This window comes from Acinetobacter chengduensis, from assembly GCF_003664645.1.
GTDB classification, from domain to species: Bacteria; Pseudomonadota; Gammaproteobacteria; order Pseudomonadales; family Moraxellaceae; genus Acinetobacter; species Acinetobacter chengduensis.
This window is the reverse complement of the sequence record NZ_RCHC01000001.1, coordinates 204,144-220,781: the sequence shown is the minus strand read 5'-3', so window position 1 is coordinate 220,781 and position 16,638 is coordinate 204,144. Positions and strand designations below refer to the sequence as shown.

Here is a 16,638-nt window from a genome sequence, read left to right as displayed (position 1 = left end):
ACTAGGGTGATAGACCTAAAAAATGCCGATGAAGATCGGCTTTTTTATATTGTGGAAAATGTTCAGTCTAAATACACATTGGATTGTGTATAAAGCATGAGAGCTGTCGCAATATCCGCTTCCAGCTTGTCCCATATTTGAAAATTTGGATGGATTAGAAGTGTTTGAGAAACAAAGCCATAACATATCCGTTGCATATTTAAAGCCATCTGCTTAAGCTGTTCATCTTCCGTTATACATGGCTGAAGAATGCTCTGCCACATCTGCACCATCATGGTATAACTCTTACGGTAACTTTCAATATCTGAAATCTGGCGTTCCAGTAAAAACACTTGTGACCATAAAAACTGCTGTGCTTGAATTTGCTCAATTTGGAAATGAATGACCTGCTGCAGATAATCAGGCAGACCTAAATTTGTGGATAACTGGATTAGGCTTTGTGCATAAGTTTTAAGGCTCTCAGCATTCTGCTTCACATGTAAATGAATGGTTAACGCAATCAAATCCTCCTTCTTAGAAAAATACTCATAAAATGTTCCCAAGCCCACACCAGCAAGATCAGTGATTTCCCGAATAGTAATTTGATTGGCAGGGCGCTCATGCAAAAGCCGAACAAAACTTTCTTGTAATGCTTCTTGAGTCAATTTGGCGCGTGATTGACGTGGTTTACGCCGTATTTGAATGGCTGGATTTTTCATATTTTTAAGCTTTAAAAGCCGAACGTGTACGCTTCAAATTTTCTCTATACTGAAATGAAAAGCCAACAAGAACAAGTGGAAAATTTAAACGATGAATACATTAGAACAAATATGGATGACCCATCAAATTACGAATCAATTTGATGAATTGGAAAACTACAATCTATTTTCCAGTGATGTAGTTTTACACGAAATATTAAAACGCTATGGTAGTCATGATCAGGCGACATTGTGCGAAATGGGCAAAGTTGCAGGTTCAAGTGAATATTATTTGCATGGTGCTTTAGCCAACAAACATACGCCTATATTGCATGCCTTTGATGCCCGTGGTCGCCGTACAGACTTTATCGAATTTCATCCCGCTTGGCATAAATGGATGGGCTTAAACCGCCAGTTTGATACCCATGCGCATCCTTTTAATCAGCCCAATTCAAACAGTAAATGGGTTGAATGGGCATCACGTTTTTATCTGGCGGGGCAGGTTGAGTGTGGCAACTTATGCCCAAACTCAATGACGCTCGGGAGTATTCCCCTCATTCAACGTGAACCAGAACTTTGGGTAAAAATAGGTGAGAAGCTTTTATCCACTGAATACGATGAGCGTGATGTGCCGATGACACAGAAAAAGTCGATTTGGTTGGGTATGGGCATGACCGAAAAACAGGGTGGATCGGATGTGCGTGCGAATGAAACCCTTGCTACACCGATTGCAGAAACAGGTCGAGGGCAAGCTTATTTACTCACGGGGCATAAATGGTTTTTTTCTGCACCGATGTGTGATGCACACTTGGTGGTGGCAAAAACTGAGCAAGATGGTTTAGCCTGCTTTTTTGTCCCCCGTTGGTTAGAAGATGGCACCAAGAACAATATTCAAGTGCAACGCTTAAAAGAAAAAGTGGGTAACCGCAGTAACTCAAGCTCAGAAGTCGAATTTAAAAATGCGTGGGGCATCATGATTGGCGAAGCAGGGCGTGGCATACCCACTATTATTGAAATGGCCAATTATACCCGTCTAACCTGTTCAGTCGGTTCGAGTGCCATGCTACGCCAAGCCTTAGTGCAGTGCATTGCATATACACGCCAGCGCAAAGCTTTTGGCAAGCATTTAGCCGAACAGCCTTTAATGCAGGCGGTGCTTGCAGACTTGGCTTTAGAAAGCGAAGCGGCCACCCAGCTCAGTTTCCATTTGGCGCAGTGTTATGAATCCGATGATGCTTTGTCTGTAGCATGGAAACGAATTATGACCCCAGCTGCCAAGTTCTGGATTTGTAAGCGTACAGTAGAGCTTACTGGTGAAATGATGGAAGTCTTTGGCGGTAATGGCTATGTAGATAACGGCATCATGGCACGGATTTTTAAAGAAGCACCCGTCAATACCATTTGGGAGGGTTCGGGTAATGTCATGTGCTTAGATGTACTGCGTGCCATTGGACGTGATCCTGAATCCATCGAAATGCTGTTTAAAGATTTAGCGAGTACAGCAGGAACAGATCAAATCCTGCAAACTGAATTACAGGACTTGTTTAGATTATTTCATCAATCGCCTGAAGATTTACAGTTTATGGGGCGCAGCTTGGTCAGTCGCTTAACGGTCTTGGCACAAGCGGTGCTATTAAAACGATATGCGCCTGATTTTGTGGCAGAGGGCTTTATTAAAAGCCGTTATAGCGCCAAACATGGTCAAGTGGTCGGCATGATCGAAGCGAAACACGTCGATGTTCCGCGCCTGTTAGAGCGGGCATTTCCGATTGCCAGCTAATTATATTGAGTTTGAATATGTATCCCAGGATGCATATTCTTACGCAAAGCCCACAGTATGAATTGAAATATCAGTGCTATAAGCATTTTTTATGATTTTGACTTGGATTAATTATGATGCATGTTGCACCTGCCAGACATTGGCAACATTCCTTGCAATTGCTAAGGGACGGCAATCAGCGTTTCCAGCAACAGAAGATGAATCATATTTTGCAGCATAATTTGCATGCGATGCTACAAGGCCAATCGCCACATGCAGCCATTGTGTCTTGTTCAGATTCTAGAGTATCCCCTGATATTATTTTTGACTGTAGTTTGGGAGATTTATTTATTATTCAAAATGCAGGTAATGTCTGCGATGCCTCTGTATTAGGTAGCATTCAGTATGCGGTGCAAAGCTTAGAAATTCCGTTGATTGTGGTGATGGGTCATACTGGATGTGGTGCAGTGAGCGCAGCCTATGAAGGTGCTACGCTGGAGGGGCCATTAAAGCAGTTGGTTGCTTGTATATCGCCACATTTATCTGAACATAGCCTGCAAGCGTCTATTGAGCAGCACGCATTACAAACTGCTGACACGATTGCGCAAGCACTTTTACCACATCAAGCGCAAATTATTCCTGAGCTCAAAATTGTTGCAGGGCTTTACCATCTAGACAGTGGTGCTGTGGAGTGGCTAGAACACACCTCAACAGAACAAGATCTTCAATCTTTTAATCGTACAGTATTGGACATTTAAGTGAGGCCACCCAGCCGTTTTAGTTTGACATAGGCTTTGTGTCGTACACATCGGCGCGGTCATTTGAGTTTTTTGTGCTGTCCAATGCTGTAGATATGGTGCAAAAAATGAAGGCTTTAGTCGAAAGTCAGCACACTTTTACCTCGAGTATGCCCATTCAAGATGTCATCATAAGCTTGAGTGGCCTGTTCAAAAGGATAACTACGGCTGACCTCCCATAAAAAGCTTCCATTTGCAACGCGGTCAACCACATACTGTAGATTGTGAAGATTACGCTTGACCCACACCGCATGAATAGATGCAGAAGACAATTTTCTGCCTGCAATTGTGCCCATAAAGCCTCCTTTTTTTACACTTGCTAAAGAGGCTTGTGTGGCATCTTCATTGCCTGACATATCAATTGAAGCATCAAAAGGGGTAGGGTGAATGGCTTTTAAACGCTCAGTTAATCCAGCGCCGTAGACCACAGGCGTTGCGCCGAGTTTGGCCAAATAGTTTTGGTTCTTTTCTGAGGCTGTTGCGACCACGTTAATGCCTCGTTCTTTGGCCAATTGCACCGTAATCGAACCTACACCACCCGAAGCACCATGAATGAGTAGCGATTGGGTAGGGCCAATTTCATCTAAAATGGTCATGGCGGTTTGTGCTGCACCCGCCAAGCTACCTGCTGTAAGCCAATCCAAGTTTTCGGGCTTATGTACAAGGTTGGCAATCGGAACATCAATTACTGTTGCGTGAGTAAAACCATACCCCGAACCTAAAACCGCATCACCAACTTTCCAATGTGGCTGAGTCGTATTGATCTCGACAATCACACCAGCATATTCAGTGCCAAAGCTTTGTGGTAAATCGGCATGTTTAAATTCACCTGTCATACGTCTTGCATCTATCGGGTTAATGCCTGCAGCTTTAACTTCAATACGTGCCATACCTTCTGCTAAAGCGGGCAGTGTACGCTCAATAAACTCAAGTACATGACTTTGCCCGTATTCGGATGCGACTAAAATTTTAGATTGCATGGTGGATGTCCTCATTTTAAATGATGGTTTTGTTTTGCTATGAATTGAATTGTAATTTGTACAAAAATATTGAGAAGCGCCATTTTTTGGCTTTATTATTCTAAAAATGATACAAATGAATAGAGCATCAGGATGATTGATTTAAATAGCCTACACGTGTTTTATGTGGTAGTCAGTGCGGGTGGGTACTCGGCAGCACATCGTAAAACTGGGCAATCACGTGCAACCCTTAGCCGACATATCATTGCATTAGAAGAGCATTTGGCAGTGCGCTTAATTGAGCGCAGTACCCGTAGTTTTCGCCTGACTGAACAGGGGCAGATTTTGTATGCGCATTGCCAAGAATTATTTGCGCAGCTGGATACCGCTTTAATGCAAGTGGAAACCTTGCAACATGAACCTCAAGGCTTGGTTCGTATTGCCATTCCACCTTCGCTGCTCAGCTTTCACCAGTTGGGACAAGAAATACTACGCTATATGGAGCGTTACCCACAGGTAAAGGTGCAAATCGAAGTATCGAATCGCGCGGTTGATGTACACCATGAAAATGTCGATTTTGTGATTCGCGCACGGACGTCTTTGGACTATCCATTGGATTATGTCCCTGTGCTGTTGGCACGCATGAATTTGGTGATGGTGGTACACCCCAAATGGCAAAACATGCTGAGCCCTTCAATCGACCAAACCATGACACAAGTCCCTTGTATTGCATGGCAGGCCAGTGGTGAATTTGCCTATTGGTCTTTGCGTCATCAGGACACAGGTGAAGTCGTACAGCACAAAATGCGCCCTCGTTTAATTGTGGACGATTTAGTGATGCTTAGAGAGGCCACTTTAAATGGGCTGGGCATGGTGATGATCCCGCATATTTATGTGCAAGATGACATTAGTTTGGGGCGCTTGGTTCAAGTTCAGTCCATAGAACAACCGATTGTGAGTATGGTACACGCCGTACATTTAGGGCATCGAGGTATGCGACCTGCTGTGCGACACCTTTTAGATTGGCTTAAAGAAATCACCATTAATTTACGCTAGATGCGCTATATACAATAAGTCGATGACAGCACTTATTTTTGGCTATGAATCGGATAACCCAAAAATGGTTTAATTTCTTTAAGCACGAAAATACTTTGCATTTCTTTAATCCCAGGCAAGCGCCGAATGGTCGACATTGAAAACTCAGCATAGGTGTCTAAATCAGGAGACACCACCTGAAGTAAAAAGTCAGCATCCCCGCCCACGCTATAGCAGGCCACCACATGCTCAAGCTCAGTCACGCGCTCTTCAAATTTTTTGGCTTCTTTTTCACTGTGACTATCAATAGATACGCGAATAAACACCATCACGCCTTGACCTATTTTTTTACGGTCCAGTAATACGCCATAGCCTTTAATGACTTGGGTGTCTTCAAGGTGTTTGACGCGACGCCAGCACGGCGAAGTCGACATACCAATTTGCTCTGCCAGTTCGGCATTGGTCATGCGTGAATCTTCTTGTAAATACTTTAAAATTTTGGCGTCAGTTTTATCTAAAAGGCTCATTGGTATAAATAACCCTAAAAATGAATATATCGGTTATTTATACCCTTTTATTGGGTTTTTATAAAATAAATAGATCAGTTTTACCTTTAAAATTATTCAAAAATAATGCCATTCATTGCTGATCATACCTTTGCAAAATGGAACATTTCACACAGCTTTCGACTTATATTTTTACTTTGTTTTTGGCGGCATTATTACCTGGGCCGGGCATGACAGGACTCATGTTTAAGACCTTATCACAAGGCTATCAGGCGGGTATTGTTATGCTCTTGGGCTTAATGACCGCAGATATGATTTATCTGTCTGCATCGATTTTTTTACTCAGTTATATCAGCCAACTCAGTCCAAATTTTTCATTTTATTTAATCGTATTTTCGAGCTGTTACTTATTGTATTTGGCTTATCAGTTTTGGACGTTTAAAGGCGACTTATTGGCCAGTAGTAATGAACTCAATTTAGGAAAAACGATTACTGCCTATAAAGAAGGCTTATTGATTACTTTAAGCAATCCGAAAACGATTTCTTTCTATCTAGCTTTGGTTCCTGCGATTTTTGGCTCAGTGTCTTTGCGTGAAAAAAGCCCCATGCTGATGGCAGTCACGTTGCTGACACTGGCGGTAATAGGTGGGCTTTATATTTTCTGCTCTATAAGTTTAAAGAAAGTGTTGAAGCCACTGCATATACAAAAAATGTTAGTGCGGAGTTTGGCCTGCATCATGGGCTTTTTGGCGCTAAGTTTGTTGTATAAAGAGCTGAATGTGATGGCGCCAGTCTATGCGAGTTTGTTTTAATCAGGCTGAAAAATGACTTGAAATTTGCCAAAAAATGCCCAATATATGCATTACACCGCAGGGGTGTTGCATGGGCATAAAAGGTGAATGCAAATGGCAAAGAAACAAGCCGTGCCAGAAGTTGAAACTCGCAACTTTGTGGCAAAACACATGAACGATTTTAACAAAAGCCAAACTTTTGTAGATCGTAAGAAAAATGCAAAACGTGGCTACAGCAAGCACAAAAAAGGGGGATATTCGAAAGATTATCTCCCTTTTTATTTTGGTCTATTTTCTAAACTTTTAGTCTGCTGAGCTATTCTGTTTAAATAAATTCTGAATCATATTCCATACGTTTCGCTGTTTGCTTCGCAATGTCTACGCCATGCAATTTGGCTACAATATAAAGTGATGCATTAATCCCCGAAGAAATTCCCGCAGCGGTAATAATCTGCCCTTCATCTATATACTTCACATCACTTAGCACTTCAATTTGAGGATACTCTTGCTTAAGTCGTGGAATGTCCATCCAATGCGTAGTGGCTTTTAAACCATTCAGCAAACCGGCTTCTGCCAAAATAAACGCACCTGTACAAATCGAAAATGTCAGTTGAGCTTGTGCATGACGTTGTAGCAGCCATTGCCTTAATGGTTCGTTATACATTTCGACTGTTTCAGCACCCAAACCACCAGGAATCACTAAAAGATCAATCTGTGGTGCTGTATCTAAGTGGTAATGGCTATGAACCATCAGGCCATTTCGAGCACAAATTTCAGTCTGTTCGCTTATGGTAAATACATTAAATAATTTCTGCTGATCTGCGTTGCTACAAATTGAAAAGACCTCAAAAGGCCCTGCAAAATCTAAAACTTCTACTTCGTTAAAGAGCAAAATACCGACATTCATAGTGTCACTTTATTGGTGTTTAAATAATTGAATCATATTGATTTTATAGCAGTTTATATGTTTGTTATGCAAGAGCTAAAGATACTTATCCTTGAGTCTCTTGCATTGCATACATTCAATTTAGCGTGGGCGTTGTTCAGAAAATAAATCATCAAACATTTTATGAAGCTGTTTGCTTAAGGTGGACGCAGTTGGGGCGGTCGAATGGCCACGCGATGGGGTGGTTTTAGTCGTTTGTTGTAGCTGTTGTTTAAGTTGCTCAAACAAAGAAGGTGTGTGACCTGAATCGCTCGAGTACTGTTTATTTAACTGCGCTGCAATGACCGAGGGATCATTTTTACCTAAGCGTCGGCACTGCGCAGCTGATATTTCGATGCCGTGCAATGGAGGCATGCGTGGTCGCACAGTCCCCTGCGTAGGAACAATGCTGTCGCGCGGTGGCAACGCAGGTTTGACAGATTGAGGTTGTAACACCTGCTGTGGTGCACGTTCGACCTCAACTTCAGTTGTTGTCTGTGCATTTTGGCGGGGCTTAATGTGGTTAAAATAAAACACCACACCCGCAAAAATTAAAAACAGAATAAAATCCATAGACACCTGCCATGAAAAATATGCTGAGCCCCTTAGGTTAAGGGCTCACAATACGTGTAGACGCTTTGACCATATCGCCAAGGCCATGCGTTCTAAAATAATATTCCATCCAACTTTTAACCATCAGTGGATTATTCATTTTTAACACATGCTCAAGTAAAGCTTGTGCATCGGTCATTGGCACATGGCAAATGGCTTTACGCACACGCAAAATGTTACTTGAACTCATCGACAGTGTATTAAAGCCCATTGCCATCAATAACACGGCAGAAATTGGATCACCTGCCATTTCACCGCAAATACTCACAGGCTTGTCGTATTTATGACACTCTTGAACCAAGCGGGTCAGTGCTTTTAATACAGCAGGGTGTAGGTGTGAGTAGACATTAGCCACACGCGGGTTATTTCGATCGACAGCCAGTAAATATTGGGTTAAGTCATTTGAGCCGACCGAGAAAAAGTCGACCAAAGGTGCGAATTCTTCAATTTGTAGAAGCACACTAGGTACTTCCACCATAATGCCAATTTTAGGCTTGGTAATTTTAACTTGTTCTTCTTCTTGAACAGCGTGCCAGTCACGGTCAAGTAAGTACAGTGCTTCTTCCACTTCACTGACACTGGTTACCATAGGCAACAAAATGTGTAAGTTATTGAGCCCAATACTCGCTTTGAGCATGGCGCGAATTTGTGAAGAGAAAATTTCAGGATGATCAAGAGTAAAGCGAATGCCACGCCAGCCGAGTGCTGAATTTTCTTCTTCAATTGAAAAGTAAGGTAAGTCTTTGTCTGCACCAATATCGAGGGTACGCATGACCACAGGTTTATTGGCAAAGTGACTCAATTGTTGACGGTAAATGGTGCGCTGTTCTTCTTCGCCAGGGAAACGGTCACGGAGCATAAACGGAATTTCAGAACGATACAGTCCCACACCTTTAGCACCACGTTGTACACCGCGTACCACATCAATCATCAGACCTGTATTAACAAATAAACGTACCGCGATGCCATCAGGGGTGATTGCATCTTTGGTTTCGTATTGTTTTAGATCTTTGGCGATCTGTTCTTCTTCTTTCTGAATTTCTTTATAACGTGTACGTAGGCGACGTGGTGGATTGATAAAGACACGGCCTTGATGCGCATCGACAATCATTTCCACATCATCAAGCGTATTGATGGGTAATTCAGTCACGCCAACCACGGTTGGAATACCTAGGGCACGTGCCACAATCACCATGTGCGAGTTCATTGCGCCTTCGGTGGTCACAATGGCTGCAATTTTATCCACGGGTAACTCGACCAGAGCTGCGGTCGAAATCTCGTCACCAATTAAAATACTTTCATCGGTAATTTCACGGTGGCTGGCATCTGCTTCTTGTAAAAAAGCTAAAATGCGTCGGCCCAAATCTTTTAAATCAGAGACTCGTTCACGTAGGTAGTCATCTTCCATTTGGGCAAACAGCGCAATGTGCTTATCAATGACATTACGCACGGCACCTTGTGCCCAATTACCGTCACGGATTTCATCTTTAATTTCGGCGGGCAGGGCATTTTCATCCAGCATGCGTAAAAACACACTGAACAGTGCGCGTTCTTCGGCCATGAGAGCATCTTGCATTTTGTCATCGAGTGACTGAATTTCTTGACGTACCGAATCAATGGCATGATCGAGTAGTTCAAGTTCTTCACTAATGTCATCAGCTTCGCGGTCAGGCACAGCAGCTAGGTCGGCTGGAGGATATAGAATCACTGCACGACCTAAAGCAATCCCTCCTGAACCTGAAACACCTTGGAAAGTTTTATAGGCTGGTAAGTTACTTGGCTTACGAAAAACATCAATATTGCCCACAGCATGTGCATGCGCGATCACTCCAGAAAGCTGTGCACATAAAGTCACGAGAAAGGATTCAGCCGCTTCTGAAAAGTCTTGTGATTCTTTATTTTGAACAACCAATACACCCATCACTTTACGGCGGTACATGACGGGTACGCCTAAAAATGAGTTGTAAATTTCTTCGCCAGTTTCTGGAAGATATAAAAAGCGCTCATGTTTGGGTGCATTGTCTAAGTTGACAATTTCTTCACGCTGTCCCACCAGTCCGACTAAACCCTCATTGGTGTCGAGCGATACATGGCCAACCGAGTCAGGATTGAGTCCCTTAGAGGCCATGAGTAGGTAACGATGATTACGTTCATCAAGTAAATAAATAGAGCAGACATCCACATGCATGGCCTCAGCCACTTGTTTAACCATAATGTCTAAAGATTCATGCAAACTGGTTGACGCATTAATCTCTTGGACGATGCGTCTGAGGGTATCCAGTTGCATATTCGACATCGGGCCTGCTCCTTTGTTATGACTTAATTGATATCAATAGTTCTCTGAAAAATCTGCAATTCATTTGCGATTTTTATATTTTTTGGGGTAACTGGTTGCATAGTTCCACCATCGCTTTGCGGTATACATCGCGCTTAAAATTGACCACTTGTCCCAATGGATACCAATAACTTACCCATTGCCATTGATCAAATTCCGGTGGATCAGACAAATCCAGTTGAATATTTTTGACAGAAGCCGTCAGCTTCAGCAAAAACCATTTCTGTTTTTGACCAATACATACTGGATCTGAGTCCATACGTATATAACGATTTGGCAAACGGTAGCGCAGCCACCCTTTAGTCTGCGCAATAATTTCGACGTGTTCGGGCAATAAGCCTACTTCTTCGCGGAGTTCACGAAAGAGTGCCTCTTCAGGGGTTTCACCATGCTGAATACCTCCTTGCGGAAATTGCCAAGCATTGTGACCAATGCGCTTTGCCCATAAAACCTGTCCAAACTCGTTTGCCAAAATGATCCCGACATTCGGTCGGAAACCTTCTGAGTCGATCATTTGGCTACCTAAATATTGTGTAATTTATTTCTTTGCCCTCGGGGATCGTGAATTTTTAATCCAGCTCGAAAAAAGCAAAGTGTAAAAATGTTAAAATTGCTATGATCTTAACGAATTTCTATCGACTAGCGGAGATAGATTTACAATTTTTTTCTTAAATTTCAGCTTTTACGAGTATTTTCATGAAATTGGCGCTCTTTGATCTAGATCACACCTTATTAAATACCGATTCCGACCATTCTTGGGGCGAATTTTTGGTGAATGAAGGCTTGGTAGATCCAATTCATCATCGTGCGATGAATGACAAATTTTATGAGGATTATAAAAAAGGTCAGCTTGATCCAATTGCCTATAATGAATTTGTTTTTGAGTTCTTAACGCAACATGACAATGACTATTTAACAGAATTACATCAGTTATTTATGCAAAAAGTGATTCGTCCTCAAATGCGTCCCGAAGGCTTTAAAGCTATTCAAAAGCATCAAGAAATGGGTCATCAACTGGTGGGCATTACGGCCACTTCAGATTTTATTACGGCGCCTATTTTTCATGAATTTGGTATTCAAGAGGTCATTGCGACCAATGCTGAAGTGAAAGATGGAAAATATACCGGCAAAGTGACCAATATCCCGTGTTATCAACAAGGTAAATTGGCACGATTAGATCAATGGCTAGCAGGGCGTAATGTCACTGAGTCTTGGGCTTATTCAGACTCCATTAACGACCGTTTCTTATTAGAATATGCGGATCATGCCGTAGCGGTAAATCCAGATGATCGCCTTGAAGCTTTGGCTAAAGAGCAAGCTTGGGAAATTCAAGATTGGTCAATTTAACTACGTATTCATTTCTTTAACGAGGTTGAGTAAATAAAGCATTAGGCGATACAAAGCTTATCATTCAGTCAAACTGGTATTTTATACATACGGTTTTGACTGAATTTTTGCCCATTTTGGCACATTATCACATGATCAAGAGTGACTTTTAAATTGACGCATCCGTCTGAATCCCATACATCGAGTGCAAGCTCTGTTTCTACAGCAACATTGTTTGAAATGTTTGTTGGACCTCGTGCAACTCACTATGCACAAGCATTGCAACATTCCACAGGTTTTAGTTGGGCAGGGCTGTTGTTCGGAGGCTATTGGCTACTTTATCGTAAAATGTATGCACAATTTTTTTTGTTGCTGGCTGTATTATTTTTTCTAGGCATGATTGGCGCCATTATTGGTTTGCCATGGCCAGTTTTGTTGTTGGTTTCTTTGCTACCGCATGTGGTGTATGGCTGTGTGGGTTCACATTTGTATACGCGTTTTGTACAAGATAAAGTCAGTGCGTATCAACGCTCTCCAAAGTATAGCCCGCAAGTATTTGCAGAATCAGGCGGTACATCATGGAGCCAGCCCATCTTATGGTTATTTATACAATTGATTACGGTATGGATGCTGACCACACCTTTTTTACGATATTAATTCTAGCACTTAGCCGAATATACAGTCAGTTGCAAATAAAGTATGTCAAGAGTGAGAAACAATCACGAGGCTTTGAATTGAGTGGTGGCGCATTCCGTGTTATATCCTTAATGACATCATAAAGAGCATTTTAACTGCGTATTAAACAAGGAGAACAAGATGAGTGTACGACCAAGAATGACCCACTTATTTGAACAGTTGGGCTTAGACGCGAGTGAAGAAGCCATTGCATTGTTTATTGCAACTCATCAGCTAAATGCGCACACGACAATTATTCAAGCTGATTATTGGAATGAGGGACAACGCCAGTTTTTGGCTGAGAAAATTGCGTCAGATGGTGAGTGGGCGATCATTGTTGATCAGTTAAATGAATCTTTACATGAGGATTCAGTTTAAGCACGAATATTATAAAATCTAAGACCTTAAAATTTGTATTTGCCTCTGTCGGGTTTTGCTTGTACAGAGGCTTTTTCTTTTTAATACTTTTGAGGTCGAACTGCACATGTAGCGTTTGCTCTAGTCGCTAGAACGATATAACAAAATATAAAAATAAGGAAAATGAGATGAACGAAGAAGCCAGTGTTTTACCTCCTCCCTTAAGCCAAGTCTCTGCATTGAGCCGAGATGATGATCAACTCACACAATACTTTGTAGGCACAGAAAAATATCAAAACTATTACCGAAAGGTATTTACTCAATTAACCCCAACCAAACATATCGCTGGGATGAATTGGGGTGCTTTGGTGTTTGGTGTAATTTGGCTTTTTTATCGCAAAATGTATGGCTATGGGGCGTTGGTCGTTGCGCTATTGCTAATATTGACTGTACTGGAAAATATCTTTCAGTTTGAGGCTAAAGGTGTTGGAATTGGCGTGTCCGTGAGTTTAGGTTTATTTGGAAATAGTCTGTATAAGAAATTTGTGCACGAAAAAATTACGCAACTACGCAGTCAGGTGCAAAGCAGTGATTTAAATCAGGCACTGGAACAAGCAGGCGGGACAAATTTAGGCCTTGCTTGGGCGCTATTGGCTTTTATTTTTGTTGCTATTTTTATTGGACATTTCGCTTAAGAAAATGATGAATTTAAGCTGAAATTATAGAGAGCTGAACTCAACTTGGGTTCCGATGTTCTCATCGTCATAAAAAACGGCCTAGGCCGTTTTTTATATGTAAAAATCTGCTTGCCTTGCCATATAGCTGAGGCTAGCGAATGATTTATGCCAAATGCTGCTTCATCAGAGATACCAACGCTGCAGCTGCCTTGGACTGTGTACGACCAGGGTGCCAGACCATGCCTAATTGGCGGTGCATGACTAAATCAATGTCTAATTGTTTTAAGTCTTGGTTAATCATGGTTTTTGGAAGTACAGACCAGCCTAAACCAATGGATGCCAACATGCGAATGGATTCTAGCGGATTGTTGCTCATGGTAATTTTAGGTTTGATCCCTTGCTTTTCAAACTCAGCCAATGTGATTTGAGTGGTATAGGTTTGAGCAGCAGGGAGTAAGCTTGGGTATTGGATTAAATCTTCAAGCGTTAAATTGCTTTGCTGTGCAAGCGGATGAAATGGTGCTGCCACAAAAACCAAAGGGTCTTGCCAAATGTTGACATATTTTAGACGCTCATCCCCTTGTGGCGGTAAGGTTAAAAAGGCCAGTTCTAAATCACCTGCCAGTACTTTTTCATGTGCCTGTTCTGAATCGACAAAATGCACATCTAAAGTAACGTCTGGGTAGGCTTGTACGTAGTTACGCAAATGATTGGGTAAATGATGTAAGCCTATATGATGACTGGTGCCAATTTTAAGCTTGCCCTGAATTTGGCCTTGTTCATGGCTAAGTGTGTGGTGAATATCACCCAATTCATTGAGCCAATTTTTAACTTTAGGTAATAGTGAATGTGCTGCATGCGTTGCCTGTACACCTCGACCAGCTGACTCAAATAGCTTCACGCCAAAGTATTCTTCTAAGCTATGAATTCGCTTGGTCACCGCAGGTTGGGTGATAAAAAGCTGATCCGCCGCCAAAGAAATTGATCCCGTTTCCATGACTTTCACGAAGGCTTCGAAGGCTGCAAGATTCATCTGAAATAACCTATAAATATTTTTTATGGTAATTTTATTATTTAGAATTTTTAAGAATTAATCAAAGAAAAAGTTGTATCTTTTGATGTAAAATTATCCATTCATTCAAAAGATAAGTGAAAAATGTCAAAAGCTTTGATGCAAATCGAGGGGAAAATACATCAGATACAGCCGCAGGCACAAGGAAAAATCCACTGGTACAATAACCGCATGAAACGTATCCGTTCGATTCCTGTCACGGATTATTCTGCCCAGCTAGGTGATTACCCTGTCAGTTTTGTATTGACTGCATGCTTCATTCCATCTGATTCAGAGGTAAAAGCCGTAGCATTTTCAGAAGCTGAAGATGGTAGCTTCGTAGTTTCAGCTATTCAGCATAATGAGTTGCTATATTTGAATCCTTTTCTGCATGACCGCGCGATTGATCTGCCGAGCGCGTTTCCGCTGTATTGGTGGCATTGGGTGGCAGGTGCAGGATGGGGATTGGTCCATCTGCTAGATATGGGGAGCACATTGTTGGGGACCTTATTGGGCAGTTTTGTGATTATTGGAGTCCTGTGTATTTGTTCGGGCTATATTGAGCTGAAAGCTGCCTTTGATGAACGCAAAATGTGGCGCAGGCACATTTTGAATATTTACGACTTACCTGAGTACTTGGAAGACCGGATTTTTCAACGTAAATGGCGCCATCAAGGGATGGTGGGGGGTGTAGATTTACTTAAGCTTAAGGAAAATCTGAATCAGAGCTCTTCATGGAAAGATCGGATAGGTCTTAAGCGAAAATAAAAATATATGCTGGATTGTGTATTGATCAGAAGGCTACGAGATTTATCTTCATTACGAATAAATAAAAATTTATGCTTTTGTTTTTTATTTATCAATCTTAGGAATAGATAAACGGAAATGTTGAATTGTTTGTTGTAAACTTCACTAATTAAAAAAGTTTAATGAAATCAAAATGAAAGGTAAAACAAAAAAACTCATTGTACTCGAAGGGACAGTTACTCAAGTTCGATTGCTCAAGGAAGTTGTTGTGGCATATCCTCTTGGAAATAGAAGATATATAAAATTAAAGGTACAAAATTATCAAATTGATATTGCTGGACACATGCTTGAGGCAACACTAAACATGCCACAAGTACAGGTTGGGGATAAACTGTCAGTATTCATGGCAGATAAAAAAGATCATTTGAACCATGTTGTGCTGGCCATAAAAAAAGATCAACTGTTGTATCTCAATCCCAATTTGCACTACAAAAGCAAAAGTATACTAGGGATGGCAAATCTCAAAACATGGCATTGGCTAACAGGATTTATATTCGGGGGCATTATTGCTATGGCGATGAATATATTATTTGGGTTGATTATCGCGTTTTGTTGGATTGCAATCACGGCAGCTTTGCCTGCTCTTAAAGCATATTTAAAATTTGTATATGCTGTAGAGGAATATTTAGATCACATCATCTTGGCTTTAGCCTTACCTAAAAATGTGAATCTGTTTCACCAAGGATATCGTCATAAAGATCAGTTTGCAGTAGTTAATCTTAAGCATCTTCAATAAAAAAACCACCCGAAGGCGGTTAGAGAAACAGCAGAAAACTTAAACTGACATTTTTTTACTCTCTGGTATGTTATTGCGTTCCCAGAATTTTTCGTGGAAGAAGAAAGCAAATGCTTGAACAGTGGGTTCGAGTAGACTCAAAGCAATTGCCATAGTTAAACTACCAGTAACAAAATAGCCAACAAGCATAGCCACCGTAATGTGCATAATGTAGTAACTCAAGGTTTTTTTGAACATGCGTCGATTACTAGCGACGAAGTTTTGAATGTGTGCCATGGTGCTGTTCCTCTAAAAATAAATCGGTTTAGGTCTCTATTTGTAAATAATAACTATTATCATTTGAAAAGTCTAAGCGAATTTATGAATAATAACCATTGAATAAATCTTAAGCTGTCAATTAAGACTCAAATAGCAGTTATTGATCGAAGGCAGTGGATAACTGGCGATATGAAAACGTTCAGACTATGACGGCGTCATATATTCGTTGCTCCCGAGAATTTATTTCAGCGCGATCTAATCCTTCCTTTTTTCGGGAATTTTTTTATGCTGTAAAGGCGGGAATCATGGCTTCGGAATATTCTTATTTTTAGTCAATACTGGATGGTGAGTGACT

General features: G+C 41.4%; 20 protein-coding genes. 11 read left to right on the top strand and 9 right to left on the bottom strand.

Annotated features, from left to right (window positions below; translation table 11 throughout):
• Nucleotides 1-62: 62 nt before the first annotated feature.
• Complete coding sequence (locus tag D9K81_RS01050) at nucleotides 63-698, bottom strand: TetR/AcrR family transcriptional regulator (protein WP_120374678.1); 636 nt, start codon at nucleotides 696-698, stop codon at nucleotides 63-65.
• Between the two features lie 91 nt (nucleotides 699-789).
• Here D9K81_RS01050 and D9K81_RS01045 point away from each other — a divergent pair, with 91 nt between their 5' ends.
• Nucleotides 790-2,457, top strand: a complete 1,668-nt coding sequence (locus D9K81_RS01045) for an acyl-CoA dehydrogenase family protein (protein ID WP_121523085.1) — start codon at nucleotides 790-792, stop codon at nucleotides 2,455-2,457.
• A gap of 113 nt (nucleotides 2,458-2,570) precedes the next feature.
• Complete coding sequence (locus D9K81_RS01040) at nucleotides 2,571-3,194, top strand: carbonic anhydrase (protein ID WP_120374679.1); 624 nt, start codon at nucleotides 2,571-2,573, stop codon at nucleotides 3,192-3,194.
• Between the two features lie 116 nt (nucleotides 3,195-3,310).
• On the opposite strand, the gene D9K81_RS01035 is transcribed toward D9K81_RS01040, so the two are convergent.
• Nucleotides 3,311-4,213 carry an NADP-dependent oxidoreductase gene (locus tag D9K81_RS01035; protein ID WP_171406843.1) on the bottom strand — a complete coding sequence of 301 codons (903 nt, stop codon included), beginning with the start codon at nucleotides 4,211-4,213 and terminating at the stop codon, nucleotides 3,311-3,313.
• 132 nt (nucleotides 4,214-4,345) lie between these two features.
• Between D9K81_RS01035 and D9K81_RS01030 the strand changes: the two genes are divergently transcribed.
• A complete protein-coding gene (locus tag D9K81_RS01030) occupies nucleotides 4,346-5,248 on the top strand; it encodes a LysR substrate-binding domain-containing protein (RefSeq protein WP_120374681.1) in 903 nt (300 codons plus the stop codon).
• 32 nt (nucleotides 5,249-5,280) lie between these two features.
• On the opposite strand, the gene D9K81_RS01025 is transcribed toward D9K81_RS01030, so the two are convergent.
• Nucleotides 5,281-5,754 carry an Lrp/AsnC family transcriptional regulator gene (locus D9K81_RS01025; RefSeq protein WP_120374682.1) on the bottom strand — a complete coding sequence of 158 codons (474 nt, stop codon included), beginning with the start codon at nucleotides 5,752-5,754 and terminating at the stop codon, nucleotides 5,281-5,283.
• A 137-nt stretch (nucleotides 5,755-5,891) separates the two neighbouring features.
• Between D9K81_RS01025 and D9K81_RS01020 the strand changes: the two genes are divergently transcribed.
• A complete protein-coding gene (locus D9K81_RS01020; RefSeq protein WP_120374683.1) occupies nucleotides 5,892-6,545 on the top strand; it encodes a LysE family translocator in 654 nt (217 codons plus the stop codon).
• Between the two features lie 93 nt (nucleotides 6,546-6,638).
• Complete coding sequence (locus D9K81_RS01015; protein ID WP_120374706.1) at nucleotides 6,639-6,839, top strand: DUF7230 family protein; 201 nt, start codon at nucleotides 6,639-6,641, stop codon at nucleotides 6,837-6,839.
• A 10-nt stretch (nucleotides 6,840-6,849) separates the two neighbouring features.
• On the opposite strand, the gene D9K81_RS01010 is transcribed toward D9K81_RS01015, so the two are convergent.
• From D9K81_RS01010 to D9K81_RS00995, 4 genes are all read right to left on the bottom strand, one after another.
• Nucleotides 6,850-7,431, bottom strand: a complete 582-nt coding sequence (locus tag D9K81_RS01010) for a DJ-1/PfpI family protein (RefSeq protein ID WP_120374684.1) — start codon at nucleotides 7,429-7,431, stop codon at nucleotides 6,850-6,852.
• Between the two features lie 120 nt (nucleotides 7,432-7,551).
• Entirely contained in the window at nucleotides 7,552-8,022 is a 471-nt protein-coding gene (locus D9K81_RS01005; protein ID WP_120374685.1) for a hypothetical protein, read from the bottom strand.
• 37 nt (nucleotides 8,023-8,059) lie between these two features.
• Complete coding sequence (gene ptsP / locus D9K81_RS01000) at nucleotides 8,060-10,357, bottom strand: phosphoenolpyruvate--protein phosphotransferase (protein ID WP_120374686.1); 2,298 nt, start codon at nucleotides 10,355-10,357, stop codon at nucleotides 8,060-8,062.
• Between the two features lie 73 nt (nucleotides 10,358-10,430).
• Nucleotides 10,431-10,910 (bottom strand): RNA pyrophosphohydrolase, encoded by a 480-nt coding sequence (locus D9K81_RS00995; RefSeq protein WP_120374687.1) that lies wholly within the window; start codon nucleotides 10,908-10,910, stop codon nucleotides 10,431-10,433.
• 182 nt (nucleotides 10,911-11,092) lie between these two features.
• On the opposite strand from D9K81_RS00995, the gene D9K81_RS00990 reads away from it, so the two are divergent.
• From D9K81_RS00990 to D9K81_RS00975, 4 genes are all read left to right on the top strand, one after another.
• Entirely contained in the window at nucleotides 11,093-11,743 is a 651-nt protein-coding gene (locus tag D9K81_RS00990; protein ID WP_120374688.1) for an HAD family hydrolase, read from the top strand.
• A gap of 141 nt (nucleotides 11,744-11,884) precedes the next feature.
• Entirely contained in the window at nucleotides 11,885-12,379 is a 495-nt protein-coding gene (locus D9K81_RS00985; RefSeq protein ID WP_228199831.1) for a DUF2628 domain-containing protein, read from the top strand.
• 159 nt (nucleotides 12,380-12,538) lie between these two features.
• Nucleotides 12,539-12,775, top strand: a complete 237-nt coding sequence (locus D9K81_RS00980) for a DUF2789 family protein (RefSeq protein WP_120374690.1) — start codon at nucleotides 12,539-12,541, stop codon at nucleotides 12,773-12,775.
• A gap of 167 nt (nucleotides 12,776-12,942) precedes the next feature.
• Nucleotides 12,943-13,449, top strand: coding sequence for a DUF2628 domain-containing protein (locus D9K81_RS00975; protein ID WP_120374691.1), 507 nt, complete (start codon nucleotides 12,943-12,945; stop codon nucleotides 13,447-13,449).
• A gap of 145 nt (nucleotides 13,450-13,594) precedes the next feature.
• Here the strand turns inward: D9K81_RS00975 and D9K81_RS00970 are convergent, their stop codons facing one another.
• Entirely contained in the window at nucleotides 13,595-14,464 is an 870-nt protein-coding gene (locus D9K81_RS00970) for a LysR family transcriptional regulator (RefSeq protein WP_120374692.1), read from the bottom strand.
• A gap of 210 nt (nucleotides 14,465-14,674) precedes the next feature.
• Between D9K81_RS00970 and D9K81_RS00965 the strand changes: the two genes are divergently transcribed.
• Both D9K81_RS00965 and D9K81_RS00960 read left to right on the top strand, forming a co-directional pair.
• A complete protein-coding gene (locus tag D9K81_RS00965) occupies nucleotides 14,675-15,250 on the top strand; it encodes a hypothetical protein (protein WP_120374693.1) in 576 nt (191 codons plus the stop codon).
• A 172-nt stretch (nucleotides 15,251-15,422) separates the two neighbouring features.
• Nucleotides 15,423-16,025 carry a hypothetical protein gene (locus tag D9K81_RS00960; RefSeq protein ID WP_120374694.1) on the top strand — a complete coding sequence of 201 codons (603 nt, stop codon included), beginning with the start codon at nucleotides 15,423-15,425 and terminating at the stop codon, nucleotides 16,023-16,025.
• A 39-nt stretch (nucleotides 16,026-16,064) separates the two neighbouring features.
• On the opposite strand, the gene D9K81_RS00955 is transcribed toward D9K81_RS00960, so the two are convergent.
• A complete protein-coding gene (locus D9K81_RS00955; RefSeq protein WP_120374695.1) occupies nucleotides 16,065-16,301 on the bottom strand; it encodes a DUF2061 domain-containing protein in 237 nt (78 codons plus the stop codon).
• Between the last annotated feature and the right edge of the window lie 337 nt (nucleotides 16,302-16,638).

Excerpts from the sequence above, each read along its gene's own strand:
- D9K81_RS01050 (WP_120374678.1), bottom strand. The coding sequence starts at position 698 with ATGAAAAATCCAGCCATTCAAATACGGCGTAAACCACGTCAATCACGC.
- D9K81_RS01045 (WP_121523085.1), top strand. The coding sequence starts at position 790 with ATGAATACATTAGAACAAATATGGATGACCCATCAAATTACGAATCAA.
- D9K81_RS01040 (WP_120374679.1), top strand. The coding sequence starts at position 2,571 with ATGATGCATGTTGCACCTGCCAGACATTGGCAACATTCCTTGCAATTG.
- D9K81_RS01035 (WP_171406843.1), bottom strand. The coding sequence starts at position 4,213 with ATGCAATCTAAAATTTTAGTCGCATCCGAATACGGGCAAAGTCATGTA.
- D9K81_RS01030 (WP_120374681.1), top strand. The coding sequence starts at position 4,346 with ATGATTGATTTAAATAGCCTACACGTGTTTTATGTGGTAGTCAGTGCG.
- D9K81_RS01025 (WP_120374682.1), bottom strand. The coding sequence starts at position 5,754 with ATGAGCCTTTTAGATAAAACTGACGCCAAAATTTTAAAGTATTTACAA.
- D9K81_RS01020 (WP_120374683.1), top strand. The coding sequence starts at position 5,892 with ATGGAACATTTCACACAGCTTTCGACTTATATTTTTACTTTGTTTTTG.
- D9K81_RS01015 (WP_120374706.1), top strand. The coding sequence starts at position 6,639 with ATGGCAAAGAAACAAGCCGTGCCAGAAGTTGAAACTCGCAACTTTGTG.
- D9K81_RS01010 (WP_120374684.1), bottom strand. The coding sequence starts at position 7,431 with ATGAATGTCGGTATTTTGCTCTTTAACGAAGTAGAAGTTTTAGATTTT.
- D9K81_RS01005 (WP_120374685.1), bottom strand. The coding sequence starts at position 8,022 with ATGGATTTTATTCTGTTTTTAATTTTTGCGGGTGTGGTGTTTTATTTT.
- ptsP (WP_120374686.1), bottom strand. The coding sequence starts at position 10,357 with ATGTCGAATATGCAACTGGATACCCTCAGACGCATCGTCCAAGAGATT.
- D9K81_RS00995 (WP_120374687.1), bottom strand. The coding sequence starts at position 10,910 with ATGATCGACTCAGAAGGTTTCCGACCGAATGTCGGGATCATTTTGGCA.
- D9K81_RS00990 (WP_120374688.1), top strand. The coding sequence starts at position 11,093 with ATGAAATTGGCGCTCTTTGATCTAGATCACACCTTATTAAATACCGAT.
- D9K81_RS00980 (WP_120374690.1), top strand. The coding sequence starts at position 12,539 with ATGAGTGTACGACCAAGAATGACCCACTTATTTGAACAGTTGGGCTTA.
- D9K81_RS00975 (WP_120374691.1), top strand. The coding sequence starts at position 12,943 with ATGAACGAAGAAGCCAGTGTTTTACCTCCTCCCTTAAGCCAAGTCTCT.
- D9K81_RS00970 (WP_120374692.1), bottom strand. The coding sequence starts at position 14,464 with ATGAATCTTGCAGCCTTCGAAGCCTTCGTGAAAGTCATGGAAACGGGA.
- D9K81_RS00965 (WP_120374693.1), top strand. The coding sequence starts at position 14,675 with ATGAAACGTATCCGTTCGATTCCTGTCACGGATTATTCTGCCCAGCTA.
- D9K81_RS00960 (WP_120374694.1), top strand. The coding sequence starts at position 15,423 with ATGAAAGGTAAAACAAAAAAACTCATTGTACTCGAAGGGACAGTTACT.
- D9K81_RS00955 (WP_120374695.1), bottom strand. The coding sequence starts at position 16,301 with ATGGCACACATTCAAAACTTCGTCGCTAGTAATCGACGCATGTTCAAA.